Here is a 21481-nt window from a genome sequence, read left to right on the forward strand (position 1 = left end):
GGTTGGAATGACCAATATCTCTATGGTATCATTAACAATATTTAAATGCGTTTAACCTGATTAAAGTAGCTCTCGATACATTTTTATCTGAAAACTCTAAAGGACGATTACGTACATAGCCCGTATTGCCCAATTGCGCGCCAAAATAATGGTTCAGATTACCCATCAGGTGCAGGCATAAGTTTCCTGCCGAATTACTGATTTCACCTCTTATCTGCCATATCAGGTCTTCATTGGGATAGGCTTCTATTTCCGTTTTGAGTTTCAGTAAATCTCTGTCAAATAGTTTGATTAGTGATTGTAGCATTTCCTAATAGTATTAAAATTTTTCCAGTATTTCCATTTCCTTTAATAAGCGTTTATATTTTTTATATTGCATAAAACCCAATCCTAAAAAAACTATAACGCAGGTTATTAATAAATAAAAAGTCCCCTCAGATAATATATTGAGCTGTGCCTCTTCTTCATCTCCTTCAAGATACACATTTGTTATATGAAACAGGATCTGTATCGGTGAAAAGCTACAGACAACTCCCAATGCTATCAATACTGTTGAAGATTGCAAAGTATTGGTTATTACCCTATTGTTTTCAGCTATTCTCTTATTTTTATGTTTTATTAAATCTTTAGTTAAAACATCTTTTATCTCCTTATAATCCGTATAAAATAGTGACCTAATCCTGACCATTCCTCTTTCTGTATATAACACTAATTCATCCCAATCTTTACCTCTTCTTGCTTTAAAATGCTCTTCGTCAAACGATACAATTCTATTTCTTTCTAAAGTAAAACTTTTACCTATTGTTCCTTTCAGATGTATATGCGAAGTAGTAATAGTTAAAACTTTAAGACTAAGAATATACACAAAAAGTGCTATAAATACTATCAGTCCTATACATCCTACCCCAATAGCAGAATAATTAATAGAATCCCTCTCTGCAAAGCCAATAATCGGTGCAATTATGACAAGAATAAACAGAAAAATTAAAAAGAGAAGCATTGGCAAAAACTCTTCACTGCCAAACGGGCTACTTACCAGAATAGGTTTTTCTTTAATTTCTGTCACTTTTTTATTGAGTTATTTGAATATCTTAAGCGTATTAATTGTCATCAATCTCCCCCTCCACAGCCACCACAACCACCGCCACAGCCGTCTCCTCCTCCACCGCCATCACCACCGCTGCATGAACTAGCACCTCCTGAATTGCCCGTATATCTTCCGGTTTCTACATAATGCGGATCAAAGGTTGTATTAATACCATTCTCATCATTCAACAGATAAAAATTCGTAAAAAGATAAGCCCCGGCTAAGGGTGCGAAATTAAAACTATCCGAATTTTCTTCGACTGTCGATTTTATATTGTCTTTACTACTTATTGAAAACTCGTTTAGAAAATACGCAATCGGAATATATAAAATGACCATAACAACCAAAAAACCGACAGGCTTTTTATTACCGAAACCCTGAATAATTCGTATCACTCCCATTAGCACGATGATGAAATGAAAGACTAGGAAATAATGCCCTTTTGATTTAATAGCTTCCTTTAATGGCTGGGTTAACTTGACAAAATAATCAGCATGATTTAGCAAGATAAGTCTTACTGATTTTATACCGATTTTTTCATTCTCATGGGCCTGAATACTATAGAATAGCGGCTCGTTTTTATCGAACCTATGTTCAAATTCCTCACCATTATAGCTTAAGTAACCCTTTTCTACAAAATTGACTGTCAGCATTCTCATGGTAGTTTCCAAGCCTTTAAAAACAGCCGAAATATGCAATGGGTGTAATTGACTGACTATATTAATCGTACTCATTTCTTTGAATAGCTTATTGCTATAAGCTATTACAAACCCGATAAGCATCAGTATGGCGTAAAATCCTAAAAACGCAAAACCGCTGAGTTGAAATGGGTTTTTAGTAAAAAATAAGAGTATCGCGAAACAAAGTCCGCACCCTAGCAATATTCGATTCACAAAAGGCAAATCGAAAGGAGTACCGATTGCTTCATAAACAGGTGTTCTGAAAGGTGAGTTTTGCGGAAGATGTTTTTCCAGATCAAAACTTTTTGGAAGCGGCCAGATGCTTGCCGGAGGAATTTCTCCAAACTCTTTTATATAAGCAACAATCGTTTCATCATACCATTTTATATGTCTGGTATTTTCACTCTTCCCTCCCTTACTCGGATAATGATGCAGTTCTACTCCCAGCGTTTTTTTACAGAACTCGTTCCAGTAATTATCCGTGTATGTCAGGTGTAAATGCCATACTTTGTCAATTTCTTCTGACGGAGAAGCCCCATTAGGTTGTGTGATGCATAAGTACACAAATTTCTTATATTCACTTATCACCAATGTAGCTAGGGTTTTCGACCAACTTTCTTCTTTACACAATTTGTCCGAAAACTTTATTTCTGCATCGGGGTCATCTAATTTAAATTCGCAGATTTTCTTCCATAACTCGGTGTTTTTCATAAAAACAATTTTTAATGTGTTTCTATCATCCAGTCAAAATTGCTCGGTTTCTTCGGAGGTCTCAGTTTACCTGATTAGTCAATCCTTAAGTTCATCCGCACATAATCTTTTCCGCTTTTCTGAAAAACCTCAGAGTCTATTTTCATTCCGAATTTCTCGTAAAATCCTGTGGCTGTTACTCTTGCATCGCACATAAGCTCTCTAATACCTAAGTCTTTTGCACTATCAATCAGAAATACTAATAGTTTCGAACCATAGCCTTTACCCTGATGAGTAATATCAGTAGCAAATTTTCTGAACTGCGCCTGCTCTCCTTTCACAAATAGAGATATGACTGATACCAATTGCTGATTTTCAAATAGCCCATAGTGCAATCCCTCTGAATCGTTGGGCAGAATCACAAAGTCAAACGGTTTATCAGGCCACATGACCTTGTGACGCAATGCCCATGTTTCATTCGCTTGTATTTGTTTCAGGTCAATCAAAATGCTTATAGTTCTCTTATCCAGATATTACGGAACGATACCTCAGAGCCATGTTCCTGCAAGGCAATCGGGCCTTTACCAGAATAATATTCGTACGATGGAATACCGATATATTGAATCGTTCCCTGAATTTCAAAGTGGTTTAATACTAGAATCCCATTCATCAATACAGTTACGTAGGCTGGTGTTTCTACCGAACCATTGTATCTGAATTTAGGTGCGGTGAAGAATATATCATAGACATTCCATTCACCGGGTTTCAACATAGAATTCGCTAGCGGAATCACTTGTTTATACACGCTTCCTGCCTGTCCGTTGGCATAAATAGGGACTTCATTGTTGTAAGAATCAAAAATCTGGATCTCGTATTTGCCGTGCAGAAATACACCGCTATTACCCCCATTCGGATAGCCTGTTTTCTTCGAATCTAAAGGCATATTGAATTCTACATGCAACTGAAAACTGCCGAATTCCTGTTTGGTCATGATTTCTCCTGTACCGCTTTTGGCTAGCATCGTTCCGTCTTTCAATGTCCATTTGGCCGGAGACTTATCTTTGGTGTGTTGCCAGGCATTCAGGCTACTGCCATCAAATAATATCACGGCATCTGAGGGTGCGCCGCCTGGCGTTTTAGCAGGTACCACCAGTTTGGGTTTAGGCTCCCATACTTCGGTAGTTTTAGGTGATTTAAAATCCTGTGCAAATCCACTTAAACTGATAGCAGCGAAGGCAATCTGGCAAATAATCTTTTTCATAGGTTAAGATAGATATGGTTGAATAAATCAATTAAAGGGTTTTGCTGTCTGATACATAGCTTGGCACACCTACTTTAGCATACATATGGGCGATACGATGTGCGTGTTCGTCGTAAGCAGCTTCGAATAATTCTGTTGCTTTTTGTGCTCCTACCAATCCACTTGCCGTCAATACTTTCGGTGGATGTCCGGCTTGGGTCAAGTAATCAGCTACCTGTGCTTTAATACTATTGATAATCATGGCACCACCAACAGTTGAGCCGGGAGAAACTGGTGTATCCAGATTGGGTACATACACCATTGAGTCGCCTAAGGGAGCGCCAGTATCTAGCACCAAATCGGCAAAATCATTGAGTTTTTTACCATCAGGGCGTTTGGTGGTACTACCTTCCAGGTGTTCTTTAGTTACTAATGCTACAACCTTAATACCTTTTTGCTGAAATATCTCTGCCATTTCCACCGGCACTACATTTGTGCCTGATGAGGAGATAACCAGAGCCGTATCAACAGAAGATAAATCAAAATTTCGTAAGATGCGGTCGGCTAATCCGCTTACATTTTCCAGAAACATGGCCTGACGTTGCCCGTTGGCTCCTACTACCAGATTATGGAATGTCAGAGAGAGTTCTACGATTGGATTAAACCCGGGAAATGAACCATAGCGCGGCCACATCTCTTCCACCATAATACGGCTATGTCCTGAGCCGAATACATGCACCATTCGCCCTGCCAATATCGAATCGGCAAACCATCTGGCCGCTGTTTGAATCTGGGCTTCCTGTTGCTTTACTGTTTCTACAATTGCCGCACATTTATTCAAATAATCCTGTATAACACTCATCTTGATTGTTTTTTCTGTTTAATTGGTTTTAGCTAATACAAAACTGGCGGCGCCGATTGCGCCTGCCATGTCGCCAAAATAGGCTTGTGCAATTTCTGTTTTTTTATCTCCCGGCCTCCATTCATATAATTCCATAAAGGATTGTAGCGGTTCGAAAAGTGAGTTTTCGGCTAGGGTAATTCCACCTGCCAAAACAATCATTTCAGGCGATAATAAGTTGGCAATAGAACTGATGGCGATGGCTAGTTTCCTGACTGATGAAAGCCATAGATAAGTAGCAAAATAATCTCCTTTGCGAAAAGCCTCTACCAGTTCCCAGGTAGAAGTAAATTTCCCATGACTTCTTTTTTCTATTGAATAATTACCAATGGCATATTCCAGACTGCCTACCATGCCCACAATACTCTGGGTTTCTTCATGGGTATTTAATGAAATATGCCCTAAATGCCCTGCCATTTGCGAAAGCCCCTGATAGAGTTGTCCGTTAATTAAAATTCCGCCACCTACACCTGTGCCGAGTGTTAGTAACACTACATTGCGTTTGTCTCTGGCCACCCCAAATTTTGCCTCTGCCATCAGCGCCGCGTGGGCATCGTTCAACACGTAGGTAGCATCGCCCAGATACTCGCCCCACATAAAATTTTCTAATCCTTTCAGGCGGTTAGGCAGGTAAGCAATGCATTGGTTTTGCTCATTAGGCAAACCAGGCGCTGACATCCCGATTCCAAGAATAGGTTGTTGGAGGTAGTTTTTCAGATATTCTACCATTTCCTTTACATTCTCCCGCCATGAACCATCTTCTGTGTCTTTGGTTGGGATATAATGCTGCTTAAGCACATCACCATTCTGGTTGATGATTAAGCCTTTTATGTTTGTACCCCCAAGGTCTATTCCTATAACAAATGACATATTTTAGTGGCGGTTATCTTTAGTTGATTTTTACCACAGAGTTACAATAAGTTTTGCACGGAGTTTCACGGAGTAGTTTCGAGTAATCCTTCGTGAAACTCTGTGTGTTAAGCTCTGTGTCACTCCGTGGTAAGGCATTTAATATTGTTTAAATTATAAATTCTAGTACTGTCCTTCACTCACACTCCATCCTCCATCTACAAACAATGCTTGTCCGGTTGTAAATTTTGAACTGTCAGACATAAAATAGATTGCGGCTCCATCTAAATCACTGGATTGTCCATTGCGCCCACCATCCAGCGGCTGTTTGGTTTTTACAAAATCCATGATTACTTCATCTTTTGAAGCTCTTTGGGACATGGGTGTTTCTACCAAAGCAGGAGCTAACACGTTTATTCTGATATTGTTTGGGGCATAATAAGCCGCAATAGATTTAGAGAAACCAATGATAGCAGATTTAGTAGCGGCATAAGCATGCGTTGAAAAATATTTAGGCGATGGAGAAACGCCTAATACTGAACCCATATTAAGAATCGTACCTCCTGTGCCTAATTCAAGAAATTTACGGATAGCTGCCTGATTGGACAGCATCAGGCTTGTCAGGTTCAACTCAAAGGTTTTATTCCAGCCTTCTAAAGATATTTCGTGTAATGGTCCATCACCGAATTTCCTTCCGCTTCCTCCTGCTATATGATATAATCCATCAAATCCTCCGAAATCGTTAATGGCAAGATTAATTGCTTTCATAGCAGTATCAGGATTAGCAGCATCACCGCTCATAGCATGGGCATTTTCACCTAATTCTATTTCAGCAGCTACACAACTTTCAGGATTGCGGCCTACTACTACAACTTTTGCGCCGTTTTTCACAAAGGCTTTAGCGGCCGATAAACCTAATCCGGTAGTACCTCCAATGATGACTATTTTTTTGTTTTTCAGCATCTGTTTTACCACGATTTACTCATCATTGGAAATTACCTTTCAAGGCTTTTTGATTATTGTATTAATTGATGGTTTAGGTATATAATATTTTACCTCTACACTATCTCCAACCTTGTACTTTGTGCTTAGGGTATTTCCTTTATATTTTTCGCCATCAACCTCAAACTCATATGAATAATAATATCTTTTATTAACTGAACTGTTGTTAGCGTAATTTAACTCATCAATTACTACTGCCTTTATAATTTTGGTATCTGTATCTGACGATATTTTAAAGTGCCTTATTAATCCATCTACAACCATGACGATAGGGCTAATAAAAATTAAAACTGTTACGATAAGCCAAAAATAAGTGCTTAATGAATAAATGATTCGTTTTTTAGTTTTATGTTTTTTACTTGAAATCATTTAGGATTCAGTACCAACTTGTCTATACAAGCAAAAGTAATGAAAGAAAAAATCTTTACAAATTTTTTTGTATCACGATTTTTCAAATCGTGTTTTTTATCTCATGAGTTTATAACAAAAGAGGCACTGATTATCGAACCAGTGCCTCTTTTGTTGAGATTTCTAATCGTCAGAATGTTATTTTTTACTTGCGTATGCTGTATAATATTTTTGTGCCTGTGGCAACTGTTTCTTCAAATCTGCAATTCTGGTCTCATCCGTAGGGTGAGTTGAAAGAATTTTTGGTGGTTTTGAAGAATTCTTACCTGCTTCTGCCATTCTTTGCCAGAAAGCTACGGCATTTTGTGGATCATAACCTGCCATTGCCATGAAAATCAAACCTAATTCATCCGCCTCTGATTCTTGTTTACGGCTATTAGGTAATACATAACCTAAATTTGCTCCTAGCCCTAATACTTGTCCGGCTATCTCCATGGTTTGTTGGTTTCCTGTATATACACCTACACCGGCTGCACCTAAAGTTGTGATTCCTTGTGCGGCCATTGCCTGGCTCATACGCTCACGTCCGTGGCTTGCAATTGCGTGCGCTACCTCATGACCCATTACTACGGCTACTCCGGCTTCATCTTTACAAATCGGTAAAATTCCGGTATAGAAACAAACCTTACCACCGGGCATACACCAGGCGTTTACTTCTTTGCTTTGTACCAATTTAAACTCCCATTGATAACCGTTGATTATCTGGCTATAATTATTCTGAATCAGATAGTTTTCAACGGCTGTCTTGATTCTGTTTCCAACTCTGGCAATCATGGCTGCATCATTACTATTGGCAGCTATTACCTTTGAGGTATCCATAAAGCCTTTGTATTCGGCAAAACTCATTTGAATCATCTGTTCGTTTGAAACCAGACCTACAAACTGATTACGCCCCGTAAGCGGAACTTTCTGACAAGACCAGATGGTGGCAAATAATAAACAAGCAGCTAAAGAAGATTTTAATAAGGTTTTCATCGTATTTCAAAATTAAGTTCTCGATTTTATTAGACGTAAATAGTTGAGGATTATAACCAATTCACAAATATCTATTTTCAGATAATAGCTAAAAAATCAGACCATTATCTGTGAGTGAACTATGGAAAATACCTATTTTTGTAAAATTTCCCGATTTTTGGGTGCCTCAAAAGTACGCAAAAATTAAATAACTCAAACTAAAATCTAAACCTTAGGGTCTGCCTGAATCATATGAAAATTATCGCAATTGGCCGCAATTATGTAGAACATATCAAGGAATTAAATAATGAACGCCCTGATGAACCAGTTATTTTTACCAAACCAGATACAGCAATTCTGAAAGACGGTGAGCCGTTTTATTATCCTGATTTTTCGCAGGACGTTCATCATGAAGTAGAAATATTGCTTAAAATCAACAAAATGGGTAAAAATATTGAGGAAAAATTTGCACACAAATATTATGATGAAATTGGTATTGGGATAGATTTTACCGCGCGTGACCTGCAATCGAAACTTAAATCGAAGGGTTTACCGTGGGATCTTGCGAAAGGATTTAATGGGTCGGCTCCTATCTCTGATTTTGTATCGAAATCGAAGTTTGCCGATTTACAAAATCTAAATTTTAATTTAGATGTGACTGATGCTAACGGTGAGACACAAACTCGTCAGCAAGGCAATACCTCTCTTATGCTTTTTTCGTTTGATTATATCATCTCTTTTGTATCCAGATATTTTACGTTAAAAACAGGAGATATTATTTTTACAGGTACGCCTTCGGGTGTTGCCCCTGTTAAAATAGGCGATAAACTGACGGCCTTTATTGAAAGTGAGAAAATGCTTGAATTTGAGGTGAAGTAAAGCTTGAGACAAAGCTCATAATATTAACACCTGTATGAAAAAATAAAGTTGCAAAGAATATTAGAATACAAAAATGAACGTTTTTTTATGCCTGATTTGGTAGAGACAGGGCATTGCCCTGTCTCTACGCGCAACTATCTCAAGGCTTCTTATTATATTTAATTCAATAAGCTAAAGAACGTTTATTTGTCTAAACCTAATAATCTCTATTTCTCTCATTTTTTTGATTGGCTCATCTTTTCATTTTTGAGAACAATCTATAATGAATAGTGTTTATGATTCAAAAAGGCATTGATGCCTATATCCACCAAACCCTTACATTTACGTGAAGAATAATAAGAGATCCATGATCATTACAAGAGTATTAAGTGCCATCTTATTGATTGTCTACTTAGTCTCTGATACCTCTCTGAATCTTACTTATGCCCAGAAAGACCCAGGACAAGCGGCTAAGGAACAATACCCGAAAGGCTATTTTATGTTTCCGATACAGCCGGGTAAACAGGCGTCACTTTCAGGAGGTTTCGGCGATTTACGTACCAATCACTTCCATGCAGGGCTTGATATTCGTACAGGCGCTGTGGAGGGCTACAATGTCTATGCAGCAGCAGATGGCTATGTGTCACGTATAAGAGTGATGCGTGGAGGGTATGGAAATGTATTATACATTACTCATCCCAATGGCTATACAACTGTATACGGGCACTTGAAAAACTATAATCCTGTGATAGAAGATTATCTTCGCCGAAGAGAATACAGCCAGAAAGTATGGGAACTGGAACTTACACCCGGGCCGAATGAAATAAAAGTAAGAAAAGGTGAAATTGTGGCTATTTCGGGTAATACAGGTGCATCAGGTGGGCCTCACTTGCATTTTGAGATTCGTGATGCCTTAGAAAATGCAATTAATCCGATGAAATTTGGTTTCCCTGAAATTCAGGATTCGCAGGCTCCGGTCATAGAAAGAGTAATTCTGAAAACATTGAATGCTTATTCACGCGTGAACGGAGAGTTTGGAAGAGTATCAATGGCACCAAAACGCTCGGCATCGGGCGAATATATTTTACCCAATATTGTAAAGGCACAGGGCATTATTGGTTTGGAACTGAATACTTATGACCGAAGCCAGACCTCGCCTTTTCGTATGGGGATTACTGCATTGGAAGTAGAAGTGGATGGCAAAAGCACTTATAAACTGAATCTGGAAAAAATGCCCTTTGATGTTTCGAAAGACATTAATGTGCACATAGATTATGATATTTCGCAGACAGACGGCGTACGTATCCAGAAATGTTATGTGGCTGATGGTAACCGGATTACAGTTTATGAAACTGATAAAAACAAAGGCAAAATATATATTGGCGACAATCAATTGCATAGTGTATATGTAAGAGTAAGAGATACGTATGGGAATACCTCTGTTCTTACTTTCTCTATTCAGGGTGAACCGCCTGTTTTACAGGAAAGCGAGGGAGAGACATCCTTGGCAGAAGAAAGTAAATTTTCAGGCAATATTTCTACTTCAGTTACTGAAAATACGCTTGCCATTAGAGCCAAAAATACAAAAGCACCATTTGCTATTTTGCAGAATAAGGGTGTACCAACCAAAGTCCCCTTATCTTATATAGGCAATAAAGAGGCGGTTTATCTTTATGATTTGAATAAAGGAATTGCAGATTTTGCACAGGTTGATAATAGCTCAGCATTGATTGGAATTAAGAGAGAGATTTTACCACAAATCGGGCAGTTTTATACAGAACCAAATCTACGGATTGACTTTAATAATGCGGTGTATGATACGCTCTATCTGACCACGGGTATGAGTGGGAATCGCCTGAGTATTAATACTGAGCGAGTGCCTTTAAAAGATAATATTACGGTGCAATGGACGCCATCGGGTATTTCAATGTCGCCTAAAACCGGGGTTTATGATATCAGCAGTGGGCGTTCTTATTTAGGTGGAGTCTGGATTGGGAGTGCAATTCAGTTTAAAACCCGTCGTTTGGGTGATTTTATGCTGATTACTGATAATGAAGCACCTTCAATTCGTCCGGCTCGTTTAGACTCTACTTATTTGAGTTTTGTTATTTCAGATAATCTATCTGGCATTAAAGCTTTTAACTGCTATGTGAATGGGGAATGGGTATTGATGGATTATGAGTATAAGAATGGCAGAATCTGGTCTATCAAGCTCGACGAAGACAAGAGGTTTGGTGGAGATTTGAAATTAGAAGTAGTAGATAACGTTGGTAACGTTGGTACTTATCAGGTCAATCTGGATGAGTATTTTAAACAAAAACATACAATACAAAAATCAAAAAAGAAGCATGCACCTGCAAGTAGGAAATCTGGTTCCAGAAGTAAAGGCAAAAAATCAAGACGGCGTTGAAATTGACCTCAAAGATTTTAAAGGGAAAAAAGTAATTCTCTATTTTTACCCTAAAGATAATACACCCACTTGTACCGCAGAAGCCTGTAATTTAAGAGATAATTATCATGCCCTTTTGGCCAAAGGTTATGTAGTGTTAGGCATTAGTGTAGACAGTGAGCAATCGCATCAGAAGTTTATAAAAAAATATAGTTTACCTTTTGATTTATTAAGTGACCCTGACCATATCATTGCTGAGCAGTTTGGCGTGTGGGCAGAAAAGCAAATGTGGGGGCGTAAATATATGGGTGTCCTTCGAACGACTTTTATTATTGACGAAAACGGAATTATTGAGGAGATTATCACGAAGGTTAAATCAAAAACCCATGCCGAGCAAATATTAGAATAAGCGTTGGTATAAATATTTTATTCCAATCATGCCCGTTTGCTCTATTATTTAGATTTTTCATAGAGCATCGAACTCGGGCTTATGGTTAGAGTATCATATTTAAACAATTTCTTAATTCCATATGGCACGTATTATTCTGTTATTGGTGGCTATAGCCATAGCAGTCTTCCTGTTTTTTCAACCTTTTCCGTTCGGGCAAGGCTTGATACTTATTATGTCATGCCTTACCGCACTCTGGCTAATAAGTGTTGTGTTGAAAGACTCAAGCATTATTGATATTTTCTGGGGAACAGGTTTTGTGATTACTGTATGGTTTTATAGATATGCGGGTGGTCTGATTGACACACGCTCAATGATTTTCTGCACCATTGTCACTATCTGGGGATTACGATTAAGTATCCACTTAGCAATTAGAAATATTGGCAAGGGAGAAGATTACCGCTACCAGGAATGGCGCCAAGAAAGTAGTAAAAACTGGTGGTGGATCTCATTTTTCCAGGTTTTCTTATTGCAAGGAATCTTGCTCTGGATTATTTCATCCCTTTATATTCCAGCCATCTCATCCGAATTCAAGGACTTACAAACCCTTGATTATATAGGGATAGGTATCTGGTTAATGGGTTTTCTATTCGAAGCCGTTGGTGACTGGCAATTGACACAATTCAAGAAAAAATCTTCAAATAAAGGTAAAGTTTTACAAACCGGGCTCTGGTCTCTCACACGCCACCCCAATTATTTTGGTGATGCAATGCAATGGTGGGGTTATTTTCTTTTTGCCTGCACCAATCAACAATATCTCTATGCTTTCAGTCCATTATTAATGACATTTCTGCTGATGCGAGTTTCCGGTGTTACTCTGCTAGAGAAAAAACTGACTGAAACCAAACCGCAATACGCTGATTATATCAAACGTGTGCCTGCCTTTTTTCCGAAGGTGTTTTGATATATCGCTCTGGTTTGGTTAATTATTTAGATTTCATTTGGCTAAAGCCGGTTAGTATTTTTTTCATTTTACCTTCCTGACCGCTTAATCATTTAACTACACGTATTTATTTCGTTTAAACAATTACTGCAAGTTTTGATGAAATACAGGCAAAAACAGCTATTTCTACTCATAAACATCAAGTTTAACGCAATTCTTTATTTAAAAACCAAGATGTATTATGTACTTTTGCAAAAATTAATACAACAGCCACAATTTTAGTATTTTCTGAACTACCTTTGTATTAATTGTTTTTTTGACACTTAATAATCTTTTTAAATGCAAAACCAAGAACTACGAGAAATTGCGGTACAAGTACGCCGTGATATTGTTAGAATGGTGCATGCCTGTCAGTCTGGCCACCCGGGCGGATCTTTAGGTTGTACCGATTTATTTGTTGCTCTTTATTTTCAACAAATGAAAATTAACAACAGAAAAGGTAAAGACACCTATCTATCCTTTAATATGGACGGAAAAGGTGAAGATTTGTTCTTTCTTTCAAACGGACATATTTCGCCTGTGTTTTATTCAACCTTAGCTCGTAGAGGATATTTTGATGTAAAAGAACTGGCTACTTTCCGTAAGATTGATTCAAGATTACAAGGGCACCCTACTACACACGAGCACCTTCCAGGTATCCGTGTGGCATCAGGTTCATTAGGCCAGGGGCTTTCGGTAGCTATCGGAGCCGCTTTAGCTAAACGCCTGAACGGTGACAATAATTTAGTTTATTGTTTAATGGGTGACGGTGAGCAACAGGAAGGACAGGTATGGGAAGCCGCTCAGGCAGCGCCACACCACAAAACAGATAATCTGATTGCGATTATAGATTTGAATGGTCAGCAAATTGATGGTCCTACTGAAAAGGTAATGAACAACCGCGATTTGAAAGCCAAATATAAAGCTTTCGGTTGGAATGTAATGGAAATCAAAGACGGTAATGATATGGAGCAAGTAGTTGCCGGATTGCGTAAAGCGAAACGTCTGACAGGAAAAGGTCAACCAATCATGATATTAATGAAAACCGAAATGGGTGCAGGCGTAGATTTCATGATGGGTAGTCACAAATGGCACGGTGTTGCACCTAACGACGAACAATTACAAGTGGCATTGAATCAATTGGTAACAACCGGTACTATCGGGGATTATTAATTAATGCTCCAAGGCAAATTATTTAACATTCAGACTAATCAGCGTTTATGACAAAATACACATTCACCGAGAAAAAAGATACACGTTCAGGCTTTGGTGCGGGTATGACCGAACTGGGCAGAACGAACCCTAATGTAGTGACGCTTTGTGCCGACCTTGTAGGGTCTTTGAAAATAGATACATTCATTAAAGAAAATCCGGAAAGATTTATCCAATGTGGTATTGCTGAAGCCAATATGATTGGTGTAGCAGCCGGATTAACCATTGGTGGTAAAATTCCGTTTGCTACTACTTTTGCCAATTTCGGTTCGGGTAGAGTTTATGACCAGATCCGTCAGTCGGTAGCTTATTCAGATAAAAACGTTAAAATAGCGGTTTCTCACGCTGGTCTTACTTTAGGAGAAGACGGTGCTACCCACCAGATTCTTGAAGATTTGGCCATGATGCGTGCCATGCCAAATATGACGGTTATCAATCCTTGTGATTTTAACCAGACCAAAGCTGCTACCATTGCTGCCGCAAACTGGAAAGGTCCTATTTACTTGCGTTTTGGTCGTCCGGTGGTGCCTGTTTTCACAGCACCAGATCAGGTGTTTGAAATCGGTAAAGCCTGGATGGTAAGCGAAGGTAAAGATGTAACTATCGTAGCCACAGGCCATCTGGTATGGGAAGCGATTCAGGCTGCTGAAATATTGGAAGCACAAGGCATCAGTGCTGAAATCCTGAATATTCATACGATTAAACCTTTAGACGAAAAAGCTATCTTAAAGAGCGTTCGTAAAACCAAATGTGTGGTTTCTTGCGAAGAACATCAGGCCAATGGTGGTTTAGGTGATGCCGTGGCTCAAACGCTGGCACAGAATTTCTTGGCTCCACAAGAGTATGTAGCAGTAAACAATTCGTTTGGTGAATCAGGTACACCTGCACAATTGATGGAAAAATATGGTCTTTCAGCAAAAAATATTGTTGAAAAAGCCCTAAAAGTGATTCAAAGAAAACAATAAAATAGATAGGTTGTTTTATAAGAACTTAACCCCGCCCCAACCCTCTCCCCATTGTTGGAGAGAGGAATTTAGGGCGACCCGCGTAGGGAGTGGGGTTATTTACTTACAAACAACCTATTTTTCTGTAAAATGCAGAGTTCAGACCAAGAGTTAGTTAGTCTAATATTAGACCCTGATAAACGTCGGAATGCTTTTGAGTTGCTGTTAAAAAAATATCAGCAAAAAATCTATTGGCATATCCGCAAAATGGTGATTGACCACGACGACGCCGACGACGTGGTACAGGAAACTTTTATTAAGGTTTGGCAGGGTCTACAGACTTTCAGAGGAGATGCCCAATTATATACATGGGTATACCGCATAGCCACCAACGAATCGTTGAATTTTCTACAAAAGAAACGTCGTCGGAATCATGTGCCAATTGAAGCTGAATCGGAAGACAGCATGGATTTGCTCAATACACTGGAAACTTCCATTTCACAGGACTACATTTCGGGAGATGAAATTCAGATAAAACTCCAGAAAGCGCTACTACAATTGCCAGACAAACAACGTTTAGTATTCAATATGAAGTACTACGAAGACATGAAATATGAAGACATTGCCGAGATAACAGGCACCTCTGTAGGGGCATTAAAGGCTTCGTATCACCTAGCTGTGAAAAAAATTGAAGATTTTTTAAATAAAGAGTCCTGATTCTTTAAACCTTTTAAAAATTCAATTGTCAAAAAAACAATTAATTTAAAATAGTTAAAAGGCTTAAAAAGAGCAGGATAACACTACCCGGCTCTGCAAAAGAGTATGAAAGAGATAATCAAAATAGAAGAACTTCCTAAAATGAACGTATTCAAAGTACCCGAAGGCTACTTCGATACTTTGTCTATATCTATTCAGGAAAGAATCAGATTCTCTGAAGAGCCTGTAGTGAGCTTCGGCAAAAAACAAAACTTTGCTGTTCCTGACAATTATTTCGATACACTTTCGTCGAGAATCATGAATCGGATTGCTAGTTTTGAAAAACAGGAAATCAGATTAGAGACCTTACCAAAAGTGAATGTTTTTAAAGTACCGGAAGGTTATTTTGAAAGTGTGGAAGACATCATCAGAGCTCAGGTAAGAGTAGAAAGCATTGAACGCAAAAATATTTTTGAGGTACCAGCCAATTATTTTGACGAATTACCAGCCCGTATTCTGAGCCAAACACAGGAAGAAGCTAAGGTGATCAAAGTAAACTGGTGGCAGCAGAAAGGCCGGACTATGTGGGCTGCGGCGGCAAGTTTCGTATTGTTGATTGGTTTAGGATTTGCCGTTCCACAATTTAGTAAAGCAAAATCAGAGGCCGCTATGGAAGAGTTGAGCAAAGACGAAATTAACAGTTATCTGGCAACACAGGATTTGGGTTATCTGGAATATGAAGCCATCACAACCAATGCCACAGCCTTGCCAAAAGAAGCAGAAACAAAAATTTTAGAGGATCTGGACATTAATAAAAAAGATATTCTGGACCATCTGGAAAGTCAGGATTTAGAAGAAGATATATAGTGTAGTTTAACTATTACACCAAAGATAAAACCAACAGTTATGAAACAATTAATAATTATCATTTTAGCCATACCGATGTTTTCATTCTCGCAAAACCGACAGGGTTTTAAAGATGAACGATTCGAGAAAATACAAACTGCTAAGATTGGCCTGATTACTGAAAAACTTGACCTTAGTACAGAACAGGCACCGCAGTTCTGGTCGGTATATAATGAATATCAAAGCAAGAAATTTGACCTCAGAAGAAGTATCAAAAGAACTATGGATGAGGCGAATGCTGCAACTGTATCTGACGATAAAATCATATCATCGTATCGCCAGACACTGGCTATCAGAAAGAAAGAGATAGAACTGGATGAAGAATATATGGCGAAGCTTCTGAAAACGATTACGCCAAAACAGTATGCCGAATTGAAACGTACTGAGCAGAGTTTCAACAAGAAATTGCTAGAAAAGCTGCGCGAATAGTATAAAAAATACGTAAAAGCCTTACAATCATTATAAAAAGGTCGAGAATGCTTGCATCTCGGCCTTTTTTATGTTTTTTTGTCAGAATTACGCATAAATTTTAATTAATTTTGCATGAATTTTTATCCGATAAGCGTATGCAACAGCCAATTAACAAAAGCAATCGCCTGAATAACCTGAGTTATGCTATCCGTGGACCTGTCTTCGAAAAAGCACAACAACTGGAAGCAATGGGGCAAAAAATTATCAATCTGAATATTGGTAATCCAGCACCATTTGGTTTTGACGTTCCCGACGAAATTATATATGATATGATTATGAATATCCGTAATGCGCAAGGGTATTCACATCATTTAGGTATTTTTCCCGCCCGCAAGGCTATCATGCACTATACCCAACAAATAGGCATTCATGGCGTAACCATTGAAGATATTTTTATTGGTAATGGCGTAAGTGAGTTGATTGTAATGACCATGCAGGCACTATTGAATGAAGGTGACGAGATTCTCCTCCCCTCGCCTGATTATCCGCTCTGGACAACTTCAGTGGCGCTATCAGGTGGCAAACCTGTGCATTATATCTGTGATGAAGAATCAGACTGGAATCCTGATCTGGATGATATCCGCCGCAAAATCAATCGCAAAACCAAAGGTATTGTATTGATTAATCCGAACAACCCGACAGGAGCTGTATATAGTAAAGAAGTGTTGGAAGGGATTGTAAAAATGGCAGCCGAACATAATCTGATTATATTCTCTGATGAGATTTATGATAAAATCCTTTATGATGGAAACAAACACATTCCAATTGCTACACTGAGCGACGATGTGTTTATCATGACCTATGGAGGTTTATCTAAAAACTATCGTGCGGCTGGTTTCCGCGGAGGTTGGGTGATTCTGAGTGGTGCGGTGCAAAAAGCTAAATCTTTTGTAGAAGGCTTTAATCTATTGGCAAGTATGCGTTTGTGTGCCAATGTGCCTACGCAATATGCTATTCAGACAGCTTTGGGAGGCTATCAGAGTATCAACGATTTGGTAGCATCGGAAGGAAGACTGTGCAAGCAACGTGATCTGATCCATTATAAAATGACTGATATTCCGGGTATAACCTGTGTGAAACCGAAAGGAGCTTTATACTTATTCCCGAAAATTGATTTAAGGAAATTCTCGTTCAAAGATGATGAGCAATTTGTTTTTGACCTCTTGTCAGAACAAAAAGTACTGGTTGTTTCAGGAACAGGCTTTAACTATGTTAAAAACGACCATTTTCGTATTGTATTCCTGCCGTCTGCCGAAGAACTGGAAACGGCCTCTAATCGTATCCGCTTTTTCCTGGAAGGGCATCGGATTAGAGTAGACGAAATGGAAATGGCCTAAAAATCATTGAGTGATTTAGTGAATGAGTGATTAAAATTAATCTACTCTTAAGCATTAATTTTTATTTAATTAATATGAATAAACATCATTTAATATTGAATAGCTAATTAATAAGAGAGCTATCTCTGATTCAATAATCACTCAATCACTAATTCGCTCAATCACTAAATATTGACCCCATGCAAGCTCAAGCTACTTCAAATATCTTAATGATTCGTCCGGTGAACTTTGCTTTTAATTTGCAGACAGCAGAAAGCAATGCTTTTCAGGATTCTGATTCTCAGGCGTTAGACCTTGAAATTACACAGGAAAATGCCTTGAAAGAATTCGACATCATGGTGAGTCAATTGCGCGCCATTGGTGTGAATGTTATGGTTTATGAAGATACGCCTAAGCCTTATACGCCTGACAGCATTTTTCCGAATAACTGGGTCTCCTTCCACCATAGCGGTAAAGTATGCTTATACCCGATGCAGGCCGAAAATCGTCGTCTGGAACGCAGACCTGATATTATTGAGGATTTAAGAAATAATTTTCATGTCGAAACTATCATTGATTTGACGGCTTTTGAAGAGGAGAATAAGTTTTTGGAAGGAACAGGTAGTCTTGTCCTTGACCGCATGCACCGCATTGCTTATGCCTGTATTTCGCCACGTACCAATGAGGAAGTTCTGGAAGCATGGGAAAAGCAGATGAATGGCTATAAAGTCGTGAAGTTTGGGGCGGTTGATAGTAGTGATAAAGAGATTTACCATACTAATGTAATGATGTGCATTGGTGATAATTTTGCCGTAGTTTGTCTGCAATCAATTACTGATCTTGATGAGCGATTGGCGGTGAAAGAAAGTCTGGAAGGCACTGGTAAAAATGTGATTGAGATAAGTCTGGAGCAAATGAATGCCTTTGCCGGAAATATGTTGTTGATCAATAACCAGAAAGGGCATCTGATTTTAGTGATGTCGTCTCGTGCTTATGAATCTCTGACTCAACCACAAAGAAGTCTGCTAGGAGAATATGCCGATATTATGCATTTTGATTTGAATATTATTGAAACTTGTGGTGGTGGCTCTGCCCGTTGCATGATGGCAGAAGTGCATTTACCTGAGAAGTAGAGAATCAATACCCTCCTGTCTCTTCTCCACCTTTCATAATAGCAACACCTGAGGAAGTGCCAAGACGATTTGCACCTGCTTCTATGAAATCTATTGCTTCTTCATATGTCTGTATGCCGCCTGAGGCTTTGATTTTAACGGATTCAGGTAGAATGTTTCTCATCAGTTTTACTTGCGCTAAATCTGCGCCTTTGGGAGCGAAACCTGTGGAAGTTTTTACAAAGTCTGCTCCTGCCTCTTCGCAAATTTCACAGGCGATACTTAAATCAAAATTATCCAGATAAGCCGTTTCGATGATTACCTTAAGCAAGGCATCTTTGCTATGTGCCATTTCAGCCAATTCTTTTATCTCCTGCTTTACAGTCAGATAGGCCATTGATTTAAAAGCGTTGATATTCATGACCATATCCAGTTCATTAGCTCCATCTGTCAGGGCTTTTTCAGCTTCTGCTAATTTTGTACTGGTAATTTGGTAGCCTAAAGGAAACCCGATAACCGTACAGACTTTTGCCTGACTATAAACCAGAATCTCTTTTACAAAACTCACATAATGTGGTGGCACACAGGCTGCATAAAAGTTATGCGTGTAGATTTCTTCACATAATTTCCGAAAATCCATTTCTGTAGCTGTGGGTTTCAGTAAAGTATGATCTATGTATTGGGAAAGGTTTTGCATATCAGATTGAAGTTATAACCACTGAGTAACGCGGAGTTTAGCACAGTGGTAAAATAGTATACTTAAATTAAAAAAACATCTTCTCAGCCAATCGAAAAGTATTGCAATGGGCTTCTACAATATCGGAAATGCGTGGAGAATATCCTCCGCCCATTGAAACTACTAGCGGAATTTGGTTCTTAAGGGCTTGTTCAAACACAAAGGTATCCCGTTGTTTACAAGCTTCCATAGAGACTTTAAGTTTACCCAGTTTGTCGGAAGCCAGAATATCTACACCCGAAATATAGAAAATAAATTGTGGTTTTACTTCTTCTATCAGATGTGGTAATGTTTTATATAAAATACCCAGATATTGTTCGTCTTCACAATAGGTGGGTAGTTCAATATCTAAATCTGATTTTTCTTTTTTTAAGGGGTAATTCTCTTTGCCGTGCATAGAAAAAGTAAAAACCCGTGGTTCATTTTCAAAAATCAATGCCGTTCCGTTACCCTGATGCACGTCTAAATCAACTACCAGAATTTTATCTACCAATTGGTTCGCAAGCACGTAATAAGACGCTACTGCCACATCATTTAACAAGCAAAACCCCTCTCCTTTATCTGCATAGGCATGATGAGTGCCGCCGGCAATATTCATTGATACGCCTGATTCAAAAGCGAACTTGCAGCAATCAATGGTGCCTTGGGTAATGATTAATTCACGATTGACAAGCATTTCTGTGATTGGGAAACCTATACGACGCTCCATTCTGGCGTCGATTTGTAGGTTCAGTAAATCTTCAAAATATTGCTTATCATGTACGCCTAAAACCCACTTTGGATCAACTGGTTTGGGCGCAAAGAAGTTCTCGGCTGTACAAGTGCCTTCGTATAATAATTGCTCGTGAATCAGCTCGTATTTTATCATCGGAAAGCGATGACCTTCAGGAAGCGGATGGGTGTAGATAGAATCGTAAGCTATTTTAAGCATGGAGACTATTTAAAGAGGCGTGCATCCAATGAATATTTCCCCGGACCAGTCAGGAAAACCACAATAAAACTAATGAGGTATAATAAGGCATGCTCTTTATCGCCAAGTGGGTCTGAGCCGTGCACTGCAAAGGCAACTACAGCCATACAGCCTATAAGAATAATGGTAACGATGCGAGTAAATACACCTAAAATCAATAAAAAAGAACAGAAGAGTTCTGCAAAAATGGTTAATCCTTGTGAAACTATCGGTGAGACATTCATGGGATCAGGGAAATCATGGTCGCCAGCTATAAAACTTTCTAGTTTACTATAACCATGTGTAGCCAAAAAGCCTGCAAAGCCAACTCTTAAAAGAAAAACCGCTATACTTACCTGATTTGTTAGAGTGATAGGTTTCAGAAATTTTTTAAGCATAACCAGATTAATTTACCTCCTCATAATCAACATACTGCCCGCCTTCATATCCGCCTTTTTTGCCTGATGCCTGAGTTGGTTTTACTTTTACATCACCTTCCTTTCCTCGCTGCTTTTCCATTATATCGTTATAGCGCTTTTGTTCTTTTGCAATCTGTTTACCTACTAATAAATTGAACAGGAAGGTTCTGAATACCGGAACAAAAACTATTAATAAGATGAATATGAGAATGTATTTAAACATGACCTTCAATTCCCACAGGGAAATTTTAAAATAAAACTAAATTTTGTACAAATGTAATTGGATTTTACA

Annotated in this window: 25 protein-coding genes; 11 read left to right on the top strand and 14 right to left on the bottom strand. The window is 38.6% G+C overall.

All coding sequences use genetic code 11. The features are described from left to right. Positions 1–31: 31 nt before the first annotated feature. The 10 genes from ACYVFA_RS14600 to ACYVFA_RS14645 all read right to left on the bottom strand — a co-directional run bounded on the left by ACYVFA_RS14600 (position 32) and on the right by ACYVFA_RS14645 (position 7832). A complete protein-coding gene (locus ACYVFA_RS14600) occupies positions 32–307 on the bottom strand; it encodes a hypothetical protein (RefSeq protein WP_460472576.1) in 276 nt (91 codons plus the stop codon). Positions 308–319: 12 nt separating this feature from the next. After that, positions 320–1066, bottom strand: coding sequence for a hypothetical protein (locus ACYVFA_RS14605; RefSeq protein WP_460472577.1), 747 nt, complete (start codon positions 1064–1066; stop codon positions 320–322). Positions 1067–1110: 44 nt separating this feature from the next. Beyond that, positions 1111–2478, bottom strand: coding sequence for a glycine-rich domain-containing protein (locus ACYVFA_RS14610; RefSeq protein ID WP_460472578.1), 1368 nt, complete (start codon positions 2476–2478; stop codon positions 1111–1113). Positions 2479–2552: 74 nt separating this feature from the next. Next, positions 2553–2963: a GNAT family N-acetyltransferase gene (locus ACYVFA_RS14615; protein WP_460472579.1), complete on the bottom strand. Its 411-nt coding sequence runs from the start codon at positions 2961–2963 to the stop codon at positions 2553–2555. Between the two features lie 5 nt (positions 2964–2968). After that, a complete protein-coding gene (locus ACYVFA_RS14620) occupies positions 2969–3718 on the bottom strand; it encodes a 3-keto-disaccharide hydrolase (RefSeq protein WP_460472580.1) in 750 nt (249 codons plus the stop codon). Positions 3719–3749: 31 nt separating this feature from the next. Then, a complete protein-coding gene (locus tag ACYVFA_RS14625) occupies positions 3750–4559 on the bottom strand; it encodes a sugar isomerase domain-containing protein (RefSeq protein ID WP_460472581.1) in 810 nt (269 codons plus the stop codon). 18 nt (positions 4560–4577) lie between these two features. Continuing rightward, the gene (locus tag ACYVFA_RS14630; RefSeq protein WP_460472582.1) at positions 4578–5468 is read right to left on the bottom strand and encodes an ROK family protein; all 891 of its coding nucleotides are present in this window, start codon (positions 5466–5468) and stop codon (positions 4578–4580) included. A 162-nt stretch (positions 5469–5630) separates the two neighbouring features. Further along, positions 5631–6410, bottom strand: a complete 780-nt coding sequence (locus tag ACYVFA_RS14635; protein ID WP_460472583.1) for an SDR family NAD(P)-dependent oxidoreductase — start codon at positions 6408–6410, stop codon at positions 5631–5633. A 39-nt stretch (positions 6411–6449) separates the two neighbouring features. Then, positions 6450–6713, bottom strand: coding sequence for a DUF3592 domain-containing protein (locus ACYVFA_RS14640; RefSeq protein ID WP_460472584.1), 264 nt, complete (start codon positions 6711–6713; stop codon positions 6450–6452). 282 nt (positions 6714–6995) lie between these two features. Beyond that, positions 6996–7832: a M48 family metallopeptidase gene (locus ACYVFA_RS14645; protein ID WP_460472585.1), complete on the bottom strand. Its 837-nt coding sequence runs from the start codon at positions 7830–7832 to the stop codon at positions 6996–6998. Between the two features lie 231 nt (positions 7833–8063). Between ACYVFA_RS14645 and ACYVFA_RS14650 the strand changes: the two genes are divergently transcribed. The 11 genes from ACYVFA_RS14650 to ctlX all read left to right on the top strand — a co-directional run bounded on the left by ACYVFA_RS14650 (position 8064) and on the right by ctlX (position 19106). After that, entirely contained in the window at positions 8064–8690 is a 627-nt protein-coding gene (locus ACYVFA_RS14650; protein WP_460472586.1) for a fumarylacetoacetate hydrolase family protein, read from the top strand. Between the two features lie 346 nt (positions 8691–9036). Next, positions 9037–11079, top strand: coding sequence for a M23 family metallopeptidase (locus ACYVFA_RS14655; RefSeq protein ID WP_460472587.1), 2043 nt, complete (start codon positions 9037–9039; stop codon positions 11077–11079). Further along, on the top strand, positions 11018–11467 hold the full coding sequence (gene bcp / locus ACYVFA_RS14660) for a peroxiredoxin (protein ID WP_460472588.1): 450 nt from the start codon (positions 11018–11020) through the stop codon (positions 11465–11467). Before ACYVFA_RS14655 ends, bcp begins: the two co-directional genes overlap by 62 nt. Before the next feature lie 121 nt (positions 11468–11588). Next, complete coding sequence (locus ACYVFA_RS14665; protein WP_460472589.1) at positions 11589–12410, top strand: DUF1295 domain-containing protein; 822 nt, start codon at positions 11589–11591, stop codon at positions 12408–12410. Positions 12411–12728: 318 nt separating this feature from the next. Next, entirely contained in the window at positions 12729–13601 is an 873-nt protein-coding gene (locus ACYVFA_RS14670; RefSeq protein WP_460472590.1) for a transketolase, read from the top strand. Positions 13602–13648: 47 nt separating this feature from the next. Further along, positions 13649–14605, top strand: coding sequence for a transketolase family protein (locus ACYVFA_RS14675; protein WP_460472591.1), 957 nt, complete (start codon positions 13649–13651; stop codon positions 14603–14605). 129 nt (positions 14606–14734) lie between these two features. After that, a complete protein-coding gene (locus tag ACYVFA_RS14680; protein ID WP_460472592.1) occupies positions 14735–15301 on the top strand; it encodes an RNA polymerase sigma factor in 567 nt (188 codons plus the stop codon). Positions 15302–15406: 105 nt separating this feature from the next. Beyond that, positions 15407–16147: a hypothetical protein gene (locus ACYVFA_RS14685; protein WP_460472593.1), complete on the top strand. Its 741-nt coding sequence runs from the start codon at positions 15407–15409 to the stop codon at positions 16145–16147. Between the two features lie 39 nt (positions 16148–16186). After that, positions 16187–16615: a hypothetical protein gene (locus ACYVFA_RS14690; protein ID WP_460472594.1), complete on the top strand. Its 429-nt coding sequence runs from the start codon at positions 16187–16189 to the stop codon at positions 16613–16615. A 137-nt stretch (positions 16616–16752) separates the two neighbouring features. Further along, positions 16753–17994, top strand: coding sequence for a pyridoxal phosphate-dependent aminotransferase (locus ACYVFA_RS14695; protein WP_460472595.1), 1242 nt, complete (start codon positions 16753–16755; stop codon positions 17992–17994). Between the two features lie 179 nt (positions 17995–18173). Further along, positions 18174–19106 (top strand): citrulline utilization hydrolase CtlX, encoded by a 933-nt coding sequence (ctlX, locus tag ACYVFA_RS14700; protein ID WP_460472596.1) that lies wholly within the window; start codon positions 18174–18176, stop codon positions 19104–19106. A gap of 4 nt (positions 19107–19110) precedes the next feature. Here the strand turns inward: ctlX and deoC are convergent, their stop codons facing one another. The 4 genes from deoC to ACYVFA_RS14720 form a co-directional block, all read right to left on the bottom strand. Then, a complete protein-coding gene (gene deoC, locus ACYVFA_RS14705) occupies positions 19111–19782 on the bottom strand; it encodes a 2-deoxyribose-5-phosphate aldolase (RefSeq protein ID WP_460472597.1) in 672 nt (223 codons plus the stop codon). 67 nt (positions 19783–19849) lie between these two features. Beyond that, on the bottom strand, positions 19850–20752 hold the full coding sequence (locus tag ACYVFA_RS14710) for a histone deacetylase family protein (protein ID WP_460472598.1): 903 nt from the start codon (positions 20750–20752) through the stop codon (positions 19850–19852). 5 nt (positions 20753–20757) lie between these two features. After that, positions 20758–21168: a DoxX family protein gene (locus ACYVFA_RS14715; protein WP_460472599.1), complete on the bottom strand. Its 411-nt coding sequence runs from the start codon at positions 21166–21168 to the stop codon at positions 20758–20760. 7 nt (positions 21169–21175) lie between these two features. Next, complete coding sequence (locus tag ACYVFA_RS14720) at positions 21176–21412, bottom strand: DUF4834 domain-containing protein (RefSeq protein ID WP_460472600.1); 237 nt, start codon at positions 21410–21412, stop codon at positions 21176–21178. Positions 21413–21481 lie beyond the last annotated feature (69 nt).

Source organism: Emticicia fontis (assembly GCF_054779675.1).